This is a genomic window from Sunxiuqinia sp., from assembly GCF_055140945.1.
In genome coordinates, this window is the sequence record NZ_JBSQYS010000042.1 from 1 (window position 1) to 17,921 (window position 17,921).

At 42.2% G+C, this 17,921-nt stretch carries 11 protein-coding genes; 1 reads left to right on the forward strand and 10 read right to left on the reverse strand.

The features are described from left to right. Nucleotides 1-795 precede the first annotated feature (795 nt). The 10 genes from ACTB00_RS16400 to queG all read right to left on the reverse strand — a co-directional run bounded on the left by ACTB00_RS16400 (nucleotide 796) and on the right by queG (nucleotide 17,208). Nucleotides 796-2,448: an AMP-binding protein gene (locus ACTB00_RS16400; RefSeq protein WP_463300992.1), complete on the reverse strand. Its 1,653-nt coding sequence runs from the start codon at nucleotides 2,446-2,448 to the stop codon at nucleotides 796-798. 29 nt (nucleotides 2,449-2,477) lie between these two features. Continuing rightward, nucleotides 2,478-3,053: a helix-turn-helix domain-containing protein gene (locus ACTB00_RS16405; protein ID WP_463300993.1), complete on the reverse strand. Its 576-nt coding sequence runs from the start codon at nucleotides 3,051-3,053 to the stop codon at nucleotides 2,478-2,480. Between the two features lie 375 nt (nucleotides 3,054-3,428). Beyond that, complete coding sequence (locus tag ACTB00_RS16410; protein WP_463300994.1) at nucleotides 3,429-5,261, reverse strand: patatin-like phospholipase family protein; 1,833 nt, start codon at nucleotides 5,259-5,261, stop codon at nucleotides 3,429-3,431. 281 nt (nucleotides 5,262-5,542) lie between these two features. Beyond that, entirely contained in the window at nucleotides 5,543-8,077 is a 2,535-nt protein-coding gene (gene glgP / locus ACTB00_RS16415; RefSeq protein WP_463300995.1) for an alpha-glucan family phosphorylase, read from the reverse strand. Between the two features lie 166 nt (nucleotides 8,078-8,243). Next, nucleotides 8,244-9,608, reverse strand: coding sequence for a glycoside hydrolase family 57 protein (locus ACTB00_RS16420; protein ID WP_463300996.1), 1,365 nt, complete (start codon nucleotides 9,606-9,608; stop codon nucleotides 8,244-8,246). An 11-nt stretch (nucleotides 9,609-9,619) separates the two neighbouring features. After that, complete coding sequence (locus ACTB00_RS16425) at nucleotides 9,620-10,912, reverse strand: glycosyltransferase family 4 protein (protein ID WP_463300997.1); 1,293 nt, start codon at nucleotides 10,910-10,912, stop codon at nucleotides 9,620-9,622. A gap of 24 nt (nucleotides 10,913-10,936) precedes the next feature. Then, complete coding sequence (locus tag ACTB00_RS16430) at nucleotides 10,937-12,883, reverse strand: amylo-alpha-1,6-glucosidase (protein WP_463300998.1); 1,947 nt, start codon at nucleotides 12,881-12,883, stop codon at nucleotides 10,937-10,939. Nucleotides 12,884-12,984: 101 nt separating this feature from the next. Continuing rightward, nucleotides 12,985-14,001: a GSCFA domain-containing protein gene (locus ACTB00_RS16435; protein WP_463300999.1), complete on the reverse strand. Its 1,017-nt coding sequence runs from the start codon at nucleotides 13,999-14,001 to the stop codon at nucleotides 12,985-12,987. Beyond that, nucleotides 14,002-16,014 carry an alpha amylase C-terminal domain-containing protein gene (locus ACTB00_RS16440; protein ID WP_463301000.1) on the reverse strand — a complete coding sequence of 671 codons (2,013 nt, stop codon included), beginning with the start codon at nucleotides 16,012-16,014 and terminating at the stop codon, nucleotides 14,002-14,004. A gap of 264 nt (nucleotides 16,015-16,278) precedes the next feature. Continuing rightward, the gene (gene queG, locus ACTB00_RS16445; protein WP_463301001.1) at nucleotides 16,279-17,208 is read right to left on the reverse strand and encodes a tRNA epoxyqueuosine(34) reductase QueG; all 930 of its coding nucleotides are present in this window, start codon (nucleotides 17,206-17,208) and stop codon (nucleotides 16,279-16,281) included. Between the two features lie 241 nt (nucleotides 17,209-17,449). Between queG and ACTB00_RS16450 the strand changes: the two genes are divergently transcribed. Then, nucleotides 17,450-17,878 carry a 3D domain-containing protein gene (locus tag ACTB00_RS16450; protein WP_463301002.1) on the forward strand — a complete coding sequence of 143 codons (429 nt, stop codon included), beginning with the start codon at nucleotides 17,450-17,452 and terminating at the stop codon, nucleotides 17,876-17,878. Nucleotides 17,879-17,921: the final 43 nt, after the last annotated feature.

Here is a 17,921-nt window from a genome sequence, read left to right on the forward strand (position 1 = left end):
CCCCTGCTTCGCCAACAGGCGAAAAGCTCGGCCTACGAAGGTTTTGAACTAGAAAACAAGGGAAGGAAAGTCGCAGTGTACAGTTACAGTATTCAGTAGCAATTCCCCCACTTCGCCAATAGGCGAAAAAGCGATGGCCGTCAAAACGCCCGGCTGAGGGTTCGGTTTGACTTGATTTTTCTTTGTTTCCTTTCTTTTCATCTAAGGAAAAGAAATGAAATCCCGTCCGGAAGGACAAAACAAAAAGGTAACTGGGGTTTGGGGCAACGCCCCACCCAATTGACATAAATTTCGATAGCTATAAAGCCCCATGCAATTGAATCCTAGCAGGCCATAAAGTCCCCTTCAGGGGATTTAGGGGTGAAAAATCAGAACAACCGATTGACACATTTCAAAAACATTTTCCATTAGGGCGCATGAAACGTTTACCACCATTCAACACCGCTTGATTGCGCCATTTCAAAATGCGAATGCATTTTCCCACGGGCGTTGCCCGGGGCTATTATTGTATAACCCTTTCAGGGTAAAAGAATGAGAACAAGACGTTAGATATTAGACTTTAGATCCAAGAATAAAGAACCAAGAGGGTGAGATAGCAGTAATCAGCTGAAAGATTGCTTCACCTTGTTGCCAATGACAGAATTACGTAGTTGACTGCCAGGCAACAACGTAATTCTGTCATTGGCAGGGAGAAACGACCGAAGCAATCTGTCCCGGACAATATTGGAGCAACCCGCTGAAAGATCCTGAAACAAGTTCAGGAAGACGAATATGCAAATGGAGTGGGGAAGCACTTTATTCTACTTCAATTCCTTGTTCTTTCAAAAGTTGCAGCCCAATGTTTTTCAGTTTATATTTTTGAATTTTTCCGCTGGCGGTCATCGGGAAGTCTTCTACAAAAAAGACGTATTTAGGGATTTTAAAACGGGCAATTTGTCCGCGGCAGTATTCCTTTACTTCTTCTTCGGCAAGGCTTTGGCCGCTTTTAAGTTTGATAAATGCACCCACTTGTTCGCCATACTTGGTACTGGGAATTCCGGCTACTTCCACGGCTTCAATTTGTGGTAATTGAAACAGGTAGTTTTCAATTTCGCGCGGGTAAATATTTTCACCACCACGAATAATCATGTCTTTTATGCGGCCGGTAATTCGGTAAAAACCTTCTTCAGTTTTAATACCCAGATCGCCCGAATGTAACCAGCCTTCTTTATCAATTGCTTTTTGGGTGGCTTCATCGTTGTTGTAGTAGCCTTTCATCACATTGTACCCCCGGCAGCACACTTCTCCTTGTTCTTCCTCTTCACATTCTTCGCCGGTCTCCGGATTCACAATCTTCACTTCCACGTTGGGCAGCTCAAAACCAACAGTGGTCGACCGCACTTCGGGTGAGTTGTGGGTTCGTGTGGCGGTCATGCCCGGCGATGATTCGGTTAGTCCGTACACGATAATAATATCTTTGATGTGCATCTTCGTCATCACCTGGTTCATGGTTTCGATGGGGCACAACGATCCGGCCATGATTCCGGTGCGGAGCGAACTCAGATCGAACAGGTCGAACATGGGGTGGTTCAGTTCGGCAATAAACATGGTGGGGACGCCGTAAAGAGCCGTGCATTTTTCTTTTTCTACGGAAGCCAAAACCATCAGGGGGTCAAAGTTTTCAGTAATCACCATCGTAGCGCCATGACTAATAATGGCACAAACGGCCAACACACATCCAAAGCAATGGAACAGCGGCACACAAACCAGCAAACGATCGTTGGCTGTGTATTTCATGCATTGTCCAACCGAGTAGCCATTATTCAGAATGTTATGATGCGACAACATCACCCCTTTGGGGAATCCGGTTGTTCCCGAAGTGTATTGCATGTTTACCACGTCGTGTGGATCGACTTTCAGCTTGGCATCTTCCAGTTCCAGTTCATCCAGATGTTCGCCCAGTAAGATCAGTTCGGCGGTATTGTACATTCCCCGGTGTTTTTCTTGTCCGATGAAAACAACATTTTTAAGCACCGGAAATTTTCCCGATTTTAATGCGCCACGTGGGTGGGTTTTCAGCTCCGGAATCAATTCAAAAATCATATTCACGTAATCGCTGTCGCGCCAGCCGTCAACCAGGCACAGGGTGTGGATATCGGCATTCTTCAGTAAAAACTCGAGCTCACTAAGTTTGTAATTGGTATTGATAGTGACCAATATGGCTCCAATTTTGGAGGTTGCAAACATAAAGGTAAGCCAGTCGGGTACGTTGTTTGCCCAAATGCCTACTTTGTCGCCAGCCATTACTCCTGTGTACATCAGCCCCTTGGCCAGTTTGTTGACCCGTTTGTTAAATTCGCTGTAGGTAAACCGTAAATTGCGGTCAGGATAAACCATGAATTCCTGATCGGGTGTTTCGTAAGCGTATTTCTCTAAAATTCCGCCGAGCGTGTAGTCGAGTAATTGCATGATGTCAGTTTTAGTTTGGTCAAGCCGATTTAATAGGGAGCATAAACAACCGCTAAAATACGTGCAGGATCCTCGTTCCCGGCATGGACGTTGTGCGATACAATGGAGTCCATGTAAATGCTGTCTCCTTTTTTGAGCTGATACAGCTCTTTGCCGTAGTTAATTTCAACGACTCCCTCCAGCACATAAATAAATTCTTCCCCTTCGTGCGACGAAAGCATGTAGTCGGATTGTTGGCCGGGCTCTATTTCAACAACAAAAGGTTCCATATTTCGGCCAACCTTGTCGAAAGCCAGCGAAAGAAAGTTCAGGTGCTCGCGTGAGCCGCTTTGCTGCGAACTAAACCGAACGCCTGTTTCGTGTTCGTCGGCTCGCACAATGGCAGGCCCTAAGTTGGAGCTGTCGTCTAAAAAAGTTCCCAGCCGAACACCAAGGGCTCGTGCTATTTTAATGAGTGGAGCCAGCGACGGCAGCACTTCGCCTTTTTCAATCTTCTTTAGCTGATCGATATCCAGATTTGTTTTTTCGGCCATTTCTTGTTGACCAACTTTCTTGGATTCACGAATTTGGGAAATCTTTTTACCAAGATCATATTTCTTTGCCATGCCTGTAAGCTTTAAGTCTGCTCACAAATTTAATTTTATTTTAATGCCTCACAAATCAACAGAAGTCATAAATGGCTTGCATTTCAGCATTTCAGCATCATTTAGAAGCAATATAAATTAGCCCGCATACGGGATGGTCGGAGCGATATTCTTTTGGGCTTCCACTCTTCTATCTGTTTGGGTTCTGTATAACCAGCCGAAACCCACTGAAGAACATGAAGCCTATTGTATGCGATTGTGATGAATGGCCTTCTGATATTTTCAGTTCATTTTTATTTCAGGATATACATTGAAACATTGTATTTCGCTATTCAAGCTGACTTCAAACTCATCCTGAATGAAAAGGAAGTTGGCTTCTCCTGACTTTTATTCCAACTATTTTTTCAAGTCGTCGTCGAGCAGTTTTCGGGTTTCCATTTCACGAATAACGGCATCAATAAACTTTTCAGCCATAATATTTTTAGCTTGCTTAATCCCAATTTTTCGAACCAATTTCATCACCTTCCTATTCAGGAACTTGTTCAGCTTACTTTTTTTCCGGATTCGTGCGATAATCTCACTTTCAACGGCTGTTCCTTTATTCTTGCTGTCGCCATTCATAATGTTTTTCAGAACGGCTTGAAAACGGTTTTCCATGAGCTCTTCCAAGGACATCAGTACGCTTAGTTTCATTTTTACTGAATCGTAATCAATGCCTGTTTCTTCCGGAACTTCCGTTAGCAGTGTTGCCGTCCCGTCAGCTTTTTCCATTACCCGCATATCCGGAATAATAGGCAGAAAATCAGTTTTTCCATCTCCGGTTTTCACCCTGAACTGATCAACACCCTTGTAGCCAAATGCCAGGATCGGGTTTTCTTTATCGGCTGGTACGCTGAAATACTTTTGCAGAAAAAGCTGGCAGTTTCGTCGCCCAAGCATAAAGTCGTGTTCGCGGAACTCTTTTTTGAAGAAGCCGGCAAAGCCCCCTAAACCGCCGCATGCTAGGGCAAATTTCTGTTTCTCGTCGTTTTTGTAACGCACCGGAAGCACCATAAATCGCGTGTAGTTATCTTCATCCTCGTCAAAGGCATTTTGAAGTTCTTGCTCTTTAAACATCAGTTGGGCGCGCATGGCATTCAACAAGCCCGGCACAGCAAACTTAATCGCATCAAGAGATTCTTCGTCCTCCCAAGCTCCTTGTTCGCTGGGGAAGGGGTCAATCATGATTAGGGTGGTGTCAAACGAGGAAGCCGACTTCTTGATTTGGTCACTTTCTGCCTCTTTGGGTATCCCGGCTGCTTCCTGTTCTTGTTGTTTTCGCTTTGCCAAAATCTGGTCAGTTAATCCAAAAGGCTCGTTATTAATTACACCGCCATCAACATTTACACATAAGTAATTTGCCGTGTTGTCAAGCTGCATTTGTTTGTTAGCTGTATTTAAGTACGGATTCTCTAAGACGTAACGAGCTTTGCGATTGACTTTTCGAGGGCTCAGTCCAACCGGGAAAGCGCCGGTGGCTATGGCGGCATCAATAAGCAGCGCTTTGTTTTTGCCTTCCACCGTCGAAAATGACAGGGGAATTTTTCCGTCGCCTTCATAGCTTCCCGCATCATTTATTTTGAAATGAACGAGGTCCTGGTGACGGGTCATGCGGTGAACGCTTTTCCCAAGCGCAGTTTTAAACTCAAGCTCGTAGTTGAATCCTTTTAAATTCGTTTGTGTGGTTAATATTTCGAGGTCATCAGCGATGTATGGTCGGGTTACTTCCGGGTCTTTCACCGAGGTGTCGATAATGCGGGAGGCAACACGCTCGATGAATCCTGAATCAAAAATTGATTTTACCTCATGGGCTTTATTTCCGCGGATGTCGTCATCGGCCAACATCTGATCCATCATGCTCAGGTCTTCCGTTTCGGTGAGGTTTACCCAAGCGTCGTAAATCGGATTTTCGGTATTCTCGGAGGTTCGGTAGTTGCCCGGATTGATGTGCGGAAACTTTTGTTGAACCGCACAAGCGGTAATAGCGGCTGTCATTCCGCCTGCCGATGCTCCTGTTAGTACTTCAATTTTCACATCGTGTTTCGGAACTCCCGGCAGGTTGAGGTCTTTGGCTTTTTGCCAGTTTTCCAACGCTTCCATCAGATAGTCGATAACGCCTGCTGTGTAGGCACCTGCCGAAACAGCTCCAGCCATGCAAATACCTATTCGAATTGTTTTGGGCTCAGTCATACAAAAGTTTTTTAACAATGATTATTAACATCAAAAAAGGCGATGGACTTTTGATGAGCTGATTTTTGGTTGATTGTAAGAGGTGAACTGCCCGGTTGATTTTAGCTTGTTCACACCACTAAAGATACAACATATTCATCCGATAAGTCAAGTAAGTGCTTATTCGGATCCGCTAAACTGTTTAGATCTAGTTGCAACATATGAATTTTACCAGAAATAAGGGAATAAAAAAAGGCAAGCTCAACGAGCTTGCCTTTTGTAAAATTATTAACCAGTTATTTTTATAACCAACGCAAGTAACTAAAGTCCTGACGATGGGGGAGGTTTTCATTTTTTGGGAACATGCGGATTCCATAGTTGTACGATCCGGGGTGAGATAAATGCAGATTCAGTTTGTAGGTTGTTAAACCATTTTCAGTTTTTTCAACATCAAACTCTTTGCATTCAGTTATTTCCGGTTCTTCATTGTCATTACCTTCAGTCATGATTATTTCAATACCAATTTCCTCTGGCGAAAGACCTTTCAAATCCATTACAACGCGTGCCGGATACTCTTCACCAATGCGAATCGCATTCGTAATTCCATCGGCAAGGTCAATTTCTTTTACTTCAATGTCTTCCCATTTCGAAGCAATGGTTGCCTTCCAGTTAACCATTTCTTTAGCCAGTTTGAAATCATCAGCTTTTAGCTTGCCGGCACGTTTAGCCTGGGGAGCATAAAAACGATCCTGGTAGTCGCGAATCATCCGACTTGTTGTAAAGTTTGGTGCAACCTGAGCTTGTGTTTTCTTGATATAACCAACCCATTCGTTTGGAGTATCATTTTTATCACGTTTGTAGAAGGCTGGAACAATCTCGTCTTCGAACAGATTGTAGATTGTTTCAGCATCCAGCTCATCCTGAAAGTCCTGCACGTCGTATGATCTTTCCAATGGAAGTGCCCATCCGGCACCTTCTTTGTAACCTTCAACCCACCAGCCATCGAGTACGGAGAAGTGAAGCGTTCCATTCATTACTCCTTTTTCACCACTTGTTCCTGAGGCTTCCAGAGGTCTGGTTGGCGTGTTCAGCCAAATATCAACTCCCTGAAGTAGAACTTTGGCCAGGTTGATGTCATAATTCTGAACGAACAGAATTTTTCCCAAGAACTCAGGACGCTTAGAAATTTCAACGATGTATTTGATCAGGTCTTGTCCGGCTTTGTCAGCAGGGTGAGCCTTTCCGGCAAAAATGAATTGGACTGGCTTATCGGGGTTGTTGACAATTTTAGCTAAGCGATCAAGGTTTCGGAAAAGCAAATGTGCTCGCTTGTATGTCGCAAAACGTCGTGCAAAACCAATGGTTAGTGCCTTCGGATTCAGCGAACTGGTGACTTCTGTAATCAACTTCGGGTTTTCGTTACGTTTCACCCAAGTGTCAGTAAAGCGTCTTTTGATGTAGTCGATCATCTTCGAACGCAAGTTTTGTTTAAGCTCCCAGATTTCCTGATCCGGAACTTTATAGATTTTATCCCACAGGTCAAAATCAAGCTGATTGGTTACAAAATCTTTTCCAAAGTATTTCAGGTGAATTTCTTTCCATTCCTTGGCTGTCCATGTTGAGTAGTGCACGCCGTTCGTTACGTAACCAATCTCCAACTCTTCGGACAAGTAACCATTATACAGTGGTTTCAGAATATGCTTTGACACATCGCCATGCAGCATACTTACGCCATTGATTCCTTGTGATAAATTAGCTGCCAAAAAGCTCATGTTGAAATGGTCTTCGTGGGGTGCAGTTTTTCCAAGCATGATAAACTCGTCCCAGCTAATATTTATTTTAGCAGGAAATTTATCCATATACATTTTAAACAAATCGTTGTGGAATGCATCATGTCCGGCAGGAACCGGAGTGTGTGTGGTAAATAATGTTGACGCACGAACGATTTCTTTTGCCTGAGGGTAACTTAGTTGACTGTCATTCATTAAGCCAGCCATTCGCTCTAGTCCGATTAAGGCCGCATGTCCTTCGTTACAATGGTACAAATCCGCATGTTGATGCCCCAGTTTATTTAATGCCCGAATGCCACCAAGACCAAGTAACATTTCCTGCTTTAGGCGGTTTTCGTTATCGCCTCCATAAAGATGGTGAGTTACAAAGCGGTCGTTTTCATTGTTAGCGTCAAAATCTGCATCGAGCAAGTACAAGCTGACAGCTCCTACTTTTACTTCCCAGACACGGGCATGTAGTGTTCTGCCGGGATATTGAACTTCAATTTGTACCCAGTTTCCTTCTTTGTCGAAAGCTGGTTGTACCGGTATTTTTGAGAACTCCTGAGCCTCGTAGTTGGCCATCTGGTCTCCCTGTAGTGAGATGGTTTGTTTGAAATACCCATATCGGTATAGCAAACCAACAGCCACCAGATCGGCTTTTGAGTCACTGGCTTCTTTCAAGTAATCGCCGGCCAGGATTCCTAAACCGCCGGAAAATATTTTAAGGCTATCGTGCAAGCCATACTCCATACTGAAGTAGGCAATTTTAGGTCCTATCCCTTGTTCGCGTTCTTTCAGGTATTTTTGAAATAGGCTATAAACACTTTTCAGGTCAGCAATAAATTGTTCATCACTTTCCAACTCTTTAAAACGCTGATAGCTGACTTGTTCGAGTAGAACGATCGGGTTGTGAAAACTATCTTCCCATATTTCTTCATCAATCGTCTCAAACAACTCACGGGCTTCAGTATTCCAAGCCCACCAAAGGTTTTTGCTCAACTCTTTCAGAGGAGCTAATTTTTCGGGTATGTTTGATTCAACAAACAGTTTTTTCCAATTTGGCATATCCACAACTCTTTTTGTTAAAATCAGGCACCAAACAATTATTCATCTTTGTTTTGTCCGCATCCCATCGAGGGGGATTTATTACAACTCAGGGAGTATAGCCCTTTTTGTCAGTTGTTTACGAACAGTTCGAATAGGATCCAGGTGCACTAGATTTTGATTAAACTTACTTTTTTTCGATTTTCTTCTTTAAGGCAGTTTTCGGTTTCGATTTGTTAGCTGTGGTAGGTTTCTTTTTTTTCTTTTGTTGAAGCCTAACAATTTCTGCTTCGTATTTTTTTAGCTTTTCTTCTTTTTCAGCAATCATCTTGTTCATGGCTGCTATTTTGTGTTCCATTTCACTCTCTGGAACAAATGTATTTAATCTAAGTTTAAAATCACTAAGCACATTCATATAATTAATGAAAGCTTCATACGGACTTTCGTACGGATTGAAGTAACTATGTATCTCACCGTCAGAGAAAAATTTAGTGCTCATGTAGTAAAAATGGTCGCTTACCTGAAGGTAGCTCCAGTCCTTCAATAGTTCCGGATCATTGACCTGCTCCATTCGATCTTTCAACTCATATAATTTGTCAAAAGCTTCTTGTTGCATCTCATTTCCGAGCCAAGCGGTTAGGTCACGTTCTTCATCGGCCCAGGAGATGGCATGTGGTACGCTAACCATTGACACCGGCTGGAATTGATCAACAATTTCAGATGGCGTTGCAAATTGAAGCTTGGAATTTTTAAATACTGCATCAGGGAGTTCTTCCATAAAGCGGAATATGCCGGTCTCTGCCAACTGGTGTTCTCCAAAGGTTTCGTAATGCATAAACAAGTTGATGATTTCGTCTTTTTGATCACCGTCCATCCAGCGCACAAATTTGTCAGCTGTCAATGGATATTCGTTCCATGCCTGGTTTGAAAAACGGAAAGCCAAATCGTCACTAAGTTTATAGTTCCGCATTAAAACTTTAAGTCTGGGATTGATGGCATTGCAATATAAGTAATTTGGTGATTTCCATCCAAGAATATGTTTTGCTCCTTCTGTAATTGCTCCTTTGAAACCCATTTCTGCTGTTAGGGCGCCAATGTCGTCAGAATAAATTAATTCGGTGTTTCGAAGTACTTGGGGGTGTTGTCCGAAATATTTGTGAATCGCTTGCGCATGTCTTTCGACTTGTTTCTTATATAATTCCTTGCTTTTTAGAGCGACCAACGAATTAGAGTAAGTTTCTGCCAAGAACTCAACCTGTCCGGTTTTTGCCAATTCCTGAAAAGAATCCAGTACTTCCGGAGCATATAGTTCAAATTGCTCCAATGCTGTTCCTGAAATAGAAAAGGCGATTTTGAATTTGCCTTTATGTTTTGTTATCAAATCAAGCATCATTTTGTTGGCCGGCAAATAGCAACGATCAGCAATCTTTCTCAGGATTGTTTCATTGGCATAATCATCGTAGTAATAATGGTCATTACCGATATCAAAAAAGCGATAACGGCGGTAACGAAATGGTTGATGTACTTGAAAGTAAAAACAAATGGCTCTCATATTCTTGTTTTTTATTCTGTTTTTAAAGCTTCGATATAAACATTGCGGACATTGCGGGCGGAATTTTTCCATTGCAAGCTATCCACTTCTTCTTTTCCATGTTTCATAAACATATTCCACATGCCGGGGTAGTTTAGTAGTCCGTATATGGCATCAGCCATTGCGTGAGTGTCCCAGTAGTCGGTTTTGACCGCATATTTTAAGATCTCGGAAACGCCGGACTGGTTCGATATGATCACAGGTACATTGGTCTGCATAGCCTCAAGAGGCACAATGCCAAAAGGTTCCGAGACTGAAGGCATCACAAAGACATCGCTCATCCGGAACATGTCAAATACGTCGTCCCCTTTCAAAAAGCCTGTAAAGTGAAAATAGTCTGATATTTTTAACTCGGCAGCACGACGAACCATGCGGTTCATCATATCGCCGCTACCAGCCATCACGAAACGAACGTTTTTCATTCTTTTTAAAACCAGGTTGGCGGCTTCAACAAAATATTCAGGCCCTTTTTGCATGGTTATTCTTCCTAAAAAGGTAACGATTTTGTCATCAACGCCTTTTTTTAGCTTGGCTTTTTCTTCCTTGCTAACCGGCTCTACCGCGTTGTATACCGTTGTGACTTTAGCGGGGTCAATACCATATTTTTCGATTACTATTTTTCGGGTTAAATTACTTACCGTTATAATTTTATCGGCAGCATTCATGCCTCTTTGCTCAATATCAAAAACCTGAGGATTGACACTTCCTCCGCTGCGGTCGAAATCAGTCGCATGAACATGGATAACTAAAGGTTTTCCGCTTGCTTCTTTTGCTGCGATCCCTGCGGGGTAGGCGAGCCAATCGTGTGCGTGAATCAGGTCAAATTCTTCTTCCTGAGCAATGACTTCCGCCACTAGCGAGTATTTATAGATTTCGTGCAGTAGATCTTTTCCATACGTGCCCGAAAATTCAATTTTTCCTTCTTCGTTGGTCTCAACAAAACGGGTTTTTTCAGAATATTTTTTGCTGCTGAGTTTCCAGAACTCCTCAGGATCCATGTACGGAACCATACCGGATTCAACTTCGTAGTATTCAATTTTTTTCTGAAGGTCTTTAAATTCGACTTTCGTTTTTGTAATTGGAACCTCATTTGCTCCAACTAATTTCATGCTTGATTGATCCTCGTCACCATGAGCTTTAGGTACCACAAAAATGACATCAACATCTTTGTTTTCAGCTAACCCTCTTGTCAATCCGTAACAAGCTGTTCCAAGCCCCCCGGATATATGGGGAGGAAATTCCCAACCAAACATTAATACTTTCATAGATTCCCGTTTTACTTATTATTTTTATTCTGAAAAATTAACAATTAACTTGTATGACCTGATGATTGCCGCAACATTCCAAGCCTGAGATATGGCTCCTTTGCCATAGTGTGGCGGGTTTCCGTTGTAATTTTCAGGTATGGTTCCAATGCAGTGTTCTGTCATCTCTTCCTCGAAGCCTTCGATCAATTTCTTGACGAAAGGCATCCCTCCCCTTTTATGTATTTTTAAATAACCTTCTACAAAAAACATGAGTAGCCATGGCCAGGCGGTTCCCTGGTGCAAGGTTTTTTCACGTTCAATAACGCTCCCCACACAAAAGCCTTCGTATTCAGCATTTCTGGGCGATAGTGTTCTTAATCCGCGAGGAGTAAGCAATTGATGCTTGACGATTCCTAAAACCTCCTTTCGCTGTTCCTTGCTTAGTGGCGTATAATCGAGTGCTGCAGCAATAACCATATTGGGGCGAATCGACCAATCTTTATAGTCGCCATTAACTGAATCAGCGAGGTAGCTATGTTCGTCACACCAGAATTCGTTCATGAATGATTCTGCAATTTTATCGGGGTACTCTTTCCATTCCTTTTCGAAACTTTTAGCCCCGGCAGATTTTGCCAACTCCAATGCAAAACAGACCGCATTATACCAGAGTGCATTTACTTCAACCGGCATACCGTTTCTGTTCACAATCGGCTTCCCATCAAGATAGGAATCCATCCATGTCAGGGCAAGATTGTCAGAATAGCCTGCAAGTAGCCCGTTTTCGGCCATTTTTATATTGTAATCAGTCCCATTCCTGAATGAATCAAGGATCTGTTTGATTTCTTTTTTATACTTTGTCCAGATGTGTTTCTGGTTATTCGTCTCTTTTGCATATTGTTGCAGAGCCCAGAAGAACCAAAGTGATGTGTCGATATTATTGTAGGCCAGATTTTGCTTCCCATTGACAAGAGGGAATAGGCCATTTTTCAGATTTTTTAATTGGGTGTCAATGATATCTTCGAACAATTCATATTCTTCTTGCTCAAGAGCTAAGCCGGGAAGAGACACGAATGTTTGACGGGGTATGGAGCCATACCAAGGAAATCCGGCAATAACGTCTTTCACATCATCCTTTATGATGAAGAACTGTTGAGCCGCATTGATCAGGTTGCTCATAAACGTGTCCCGGGGAGGTCTTTTGCTTAGCTCGCGCGTAAATTTTGTCTTAAATGAATTGGGTTTTGCTTCTGTTGTTGAGGCCGAAAAAACAATGCTTTCACCTTTCTTTATTGGCATTTCAAAATAACCAGGAATAAATAAATCCTCTTTGTAATCGTAGCCTCGGTTTTGTTCTTTCACATACTCAATATCTTTATACCAATCAGGGACGCTAATAAACTCAACGGATTTCGAAAACTGCATGTGTAAGTCAGGATAACCTTCATACATTTTCATTTTTATGCCATTTTCTACCGTTTGGTATTTTGTATTGGCATACATATTCGCTTTGCTGAGATTATGCACACTACGAAACGCCATAAATGGTTTTAGTCGCAATGTGGTAGGAGAATTGGCTTCCTCCAGTGTATATCTTGTTAGTACCTGCTGTTCATTCTGAACTAGAATTCGCTCTTTGCTGAACACGACACCACCAACCCGGAAAGTCGTTTTAGGGACGCGATCGACTTCATAATCACGAATGTATTTGTGCCCTTTTGGCTCGAAATAATCGCCTTCATACTTGTGGATACCAAGGTTGAACTCGGCACCGTGTTGTATAATCGTCTCATCAAGAGATGATAACAAAACATGTTTGTCGCCATCCAGTTCGTCGACCGGACAAACGAGTAATCCATGGTATTTTCGTGTGTTACATCCCGAAATAGTTGTACTGATGTAAGAACCAGCTCGGTTTGAACGAAGAACTTCTCTGGATAAAGAATACTCCAAGTTCACTAAACGACTTTTATCGAATTTTAGGTAGCTCATAGTTTTAAACTTTGGGCTTAATCACAATTAGTTATTACTATATTTATAATCTAGGAGATCAGATTGTTGCGGTTGCTACAAATTTATGGAAAGAAATCCAATCATTGTTCACAATTACTCTGATGCTCTTTCAACTTTAATTCAAAATACTTTTTTTCATTTGCTAAGTTAAGAAACGGAAAAATTTTCATTAAATCATTTATCTCATTTACGTTATATAACAGAAATTTTTGGTGCATTTCTGTTTGAACATTTCGCGGTCGGTGCTCAATTGCTTTGATGACCTTCTGAATACTTTTTATTATTTTATGACTTTCGTCAGCAATCATTTTTGAGCAGAATTTATTCCAAATGTGATCAATTGCCTGAGCACTAATGTGCAACATGTCAGGTGCATAAAACCGATAGTCTCTCAATTCGTCCATGACTATTTCGTAGGAGGGAAAATAGGCGCAATGAGCTGTTCCAAAATCGGTTATTAATTGGTTAATTGCCAGTAGTAAGGTCGATTTGCTTAATTGGTTTTCAACTGCCCCATCTTTCCAATGGCGTATCGGGCTGACTGTAAAAAGGATTTTTAAATTTGAGTTAATTCTTAGGATTTGGGAAATTAGCTTTTTGTAATCATCAACTATTTCACTCGGTGTCAAACGGTAACGATTAAATTCTGTAGCTGCCAGTTTGTGGCAGTTTGAGACAATTTTCCCGTTGTTTTTCAGCTCAAAAACCCATGCTGTTCCCAACGAAAGAATTAAATACTCACTTTCTTTTAAATGGTCATGCGAACGTCGGGTTTGATCATTTATTCGTTTCAAACAATCATTTTTGCTTGTAGAAGAGAACCTGCTATGATGGTCAAAACTGTGCCATATTCCTTCGTGTTCAATTAAGTCTTCAGCAGTGTATGTTTTCTGTTCCATCAGTAGGCGAAGGCTTTTCGAAACTGATTGCGGATTATATAATATGCCAAACGGATTTAGGTCAACCTGAAACTTCAATTGTTTCATGCGTTGTCCTATATTTTCAGAAAAGCAGGAGCCTATCATCATCACTTTTGTACGATGATCGATGTGCCAACCAATATCCTCTATTTCCACTTCGGTAAAATACTGATTCATTTATTTGATTCGTTTAAACGCTTGTTTCTTTAATACAATTCCGGTGCGAGCCGGTAAGTACAGATTTAGATAATGCTGACTACTTAGCCCTTTGGAAGGCCTCGTGTAGTAAATCATGTTTTTATCTATACGTTCCTGACCACCAAATCGTTCCTCGTCGGTGTGAAATAAAATCTTGTATTTTGATGCTTCCAGAGGGATGCCATAATCGGTAAACGATCGCGTTGGATTAAAATTAAAAACCATTAGAAAGTCACCTCGCTGGTAGCTCAACACCTGGTCGGCTTTGTTGTCGAATCGCCGATAAACTTCAGGAATCTCAATCAAGTGGTTTTCTCTGATCCACTGCATCATTTTACGGTCAAAGTCAGCGAGCAGGTGGTAGCGTAATTCTTTGTTTTCAGTTAGGCTCCAAATTCGGCGGGCGTTTTTGTACGACCAGTTGTTCCCTTCACGCGGAAAGTCGATCCACTCAGGATGGCCAAACTCATTACCCATAAAATTGAGGTAGGCTCCGCCTGCAGTTGTAGCCGTGGCGAGCCGGATCATTTTGTGTAAAGCCATTCCCCGGTCAACAGTTAGGTTGGGTTGATCCTTCCGCATACTGAAGTACATTTCTTTGTCGATCAATCGGAATATAATGGTTTTGTCACCAACCAATGCCTGGTCATGCGACTCAGCATAGCTTACAACCTTTTCATCCAGACGTTTCGATGTCAGCTCATAAAAAATTTGGCCTACGTCCCAGTTTTCATCTGCAATCTCTTTGATCAGTTTGATCCAGAAATCAGGAACCCCCATAGCCATTCGGTAATCGAATCCGTATCCTCCATCATTTATAGGAGTTGCCAAGCCGGGCATTCCGCTAACTTCTTCTGCAACCGATAATGAGTTTGGATCAATGTCATGGATTAATTTATTAGCCAAATAGAAATAGGTGACGGCTTCATCGTCAATACCCTGGTCATAATAATCGCCATATTGTGTGAATGCTTTTCCTAGTCCATGATCGTAATACAACATACTGGTTACTCCATCGAACCGGAAACCATCGAATTTAAAATCTTCGAGCCAATACCGGATATTTGAAAGCAGAAAGTGTAAAACATTATTTTTACCATAGTCGAAACAATAAGAATCCCATGCCGGATGTTCACCGCGCGCGCCATCATGAAAGAACTGGAAACGCGTACCATCGTATCTCCCGAGTCCCTCTACCTCGTTTTTTACAGCGTGCGAGTGAACCAAATCAATAATTATAGACAGCCCGATTCCATGGGCTTCGTCAATTAGTTGTTTTAGTTCTTCGGGAGTTCCAAAGCGTGACGAAGGAGCAAAAAAGCTGGATACGTGGTAGCCGAAACTTCCGTAATATGGATGCTCGGGAATGGCCATGAGTTGAATGGTGTTGTATCCGGCAGCTTTTATCCATGGCAATGTCTGCTCACGAAATTCATTGTAAGTATGGACCCGCTCTGCTTCGCCAGCCATGCCGATATGGCTCTCGTAAATTAAGGGGGCTTCATCAGCTCTCTTGTAGTCGGGATGTTTCCACTCGAAGTCTTTTTCTTGAATCCACACCTGGGCGTTGAAAAGTTTGGTGTGTTCATCCTGCACCACTCTTTTGCACCAGGCGGGTATTCGTTTCCCTTGTCCGCCGTTCCAGTGCATCGAGAAGGCATAAAGCTGACCATGTGTCAACTGATTTTCGCTAAGGTTCAATTCCCATTGGCCATTTCCAATTGGTTGCAGCCGATAGGCTTCCTGCTCTTGCCAGTCGTTAAACTCACCAATCACGTATAGTTGGGTGGCGTTGGGAGCCCAGTCTCGAATAACCCACCCATCATGTTTTTTGTGCAGCCCAAACCAGTAGTGTCCGCCGGCAAAATCTCTTAATGATCCGTTTTGGGTGAGCTCTTTTTCCTTTTCTTTTGCACGTTCGATTCGTGAGGTGATAACCGGAGCAAATGGCTCCAGACCTCTATCGTTTTGTATTAATTGTGGTAGATCCATAGGTGAATGCTTTTTATAAAGATAGCGAATAGTCGGGCACACTTCAATGGATTTATTGTAAAATCATTGATAATTCATAACATGTTCACATAGGAAAAAATTAACCTAATTATGTCTTCCTGCGACTGGAATAGTTGATAAAAATGATTATATAAAGGGTTTGTAGGCATATCGAGGGCGATAGTAATTAGACGCTTTGAAGGACAGCTGGTTCTGCCTGCAGGAAAAAAATCGTGACAGAAATTTAAAATATTGAATGGAGAGTTAGTCAGACGATGAGATGAACTGAAGATTGCGTTTTAAACCCTCAAATTTGGTGCGTTTTACCGCTGATTTTCGAAAAAGTTCATTGAATAATGGACGATCCATTTCCATCCACTCTTTTTGCGAAAGTTCCAGAAGTCTGGGGTGTGGCTCAAAATCGGGTTCCTGATGTGGTTCTGATTTCAGGTTCCAGGGGCAAACATCCTGGCAAATATCGCAGCCAAATACCCGATCCTGGAACTGGTTTTTCAAATTTTCATCCAATTCCCCTTTCAATTCGATGGTTTGATAGGAAATACACCGTCGGGCATCAACTCGTTGCGGTGCTACAATTGCTTGAGTTGGGCATGCGTCGATGCAACGGGTGCATTTGCCACAATAGTCAGGCACCACTTTTTTGTCAGGTTCTAATTCCAGATCTATTATTAACTCACCGATGAAAAAGAAGCTTCCATGCTCTACCGAAATCAGGTTGGTGTTTTTGCCAATCCAGCCTAGTCCGGCTTTTGCAGCCCAGGCTTTATCAAGTACCGGAGCCGAATCAACAAATGGACGCCCGTTACAGGGAGCTATTTCTTCCTGGATAAATGTTAACAATTGGTTCAGCTTATCTTTTAAAACAAAGTGGTAGTCTTTGCCATAAGCATATTTTGAAAGCACTGGGGCGTCATCGTTTTGTTGTTTTTCTTTCGGGTAGTAATTCAACAAAACAGAAATGACAGATTTCGCTCCTTCGAAAATTAGTTGAGGATCCAGTCGCATGTCGACATTTCGAGCCATGTAGCTCATTTCGCCATGCATCCCTTCATCCAGCCATTTCTCCAGTCGAGGCCTTTCTTCAGCTAAGTAACTCGCTGTTGAGATGCCGCAATCCAGGAGCCCTAGTTCCGATGCTTTCTTTTTTATTTTGTCCGATATCTCTTTGTCCATTTCGTTTTAGTAGCTGCAAAAATGAACCTAAAACTACAAACAAGTACGCGAAGTTGAAAAAAAACTTTTTAACTCGATTCGTCATCAGGCTTTAATATGCAGTAAGTATTATGAAAATTGTCGAAAAAAGCAGGTGTTTTAAGTAGTAGTCGGTTTCGAAATTGGCATTTTCTCAACAAAGGAATAAAATAACCTGTTTATATAAGTGTCTGAGGGGCTGAGATAAATAATAACAGATTCAATGAGTGTGATTAATTCCCTTAAATATGAAATGGCTAAATGGTTCAGGTTGATTGCCATTCTGATCGGACTAATGTGTTTTGTGTCTGGTTGTGATCGGCGGGTCAAAAAAGAGTTGGAGGTTATTGCTACCGCGTTCAATTCTCTTGCAGCCCAGACACATGCCGACCATCCGGAGATTGGAGCCTGGGGAGATACGCTTCGGCCCGGAATGAAGTGCATTGCCGTTTCAAGAGATTTGATCAAGTTGGGATTAACCTATCAAACCAAAGTGAAAATAGAAGGTTTTGAGGGTAAATACCGGGTGCTGGACAAAATGAACAGGCGCTGGGAAAAGCGTATTGATATTTACATGGGTAAAGATATTGGCGCTGCTCTTGAGTGGGGGCGGGAGCCGGTAACCATCAGCTGGATGGGGAAGCCCGAATAGTTGTATTTGTTTTTCTTATATTTCATTTCTGATCATTTGTTGA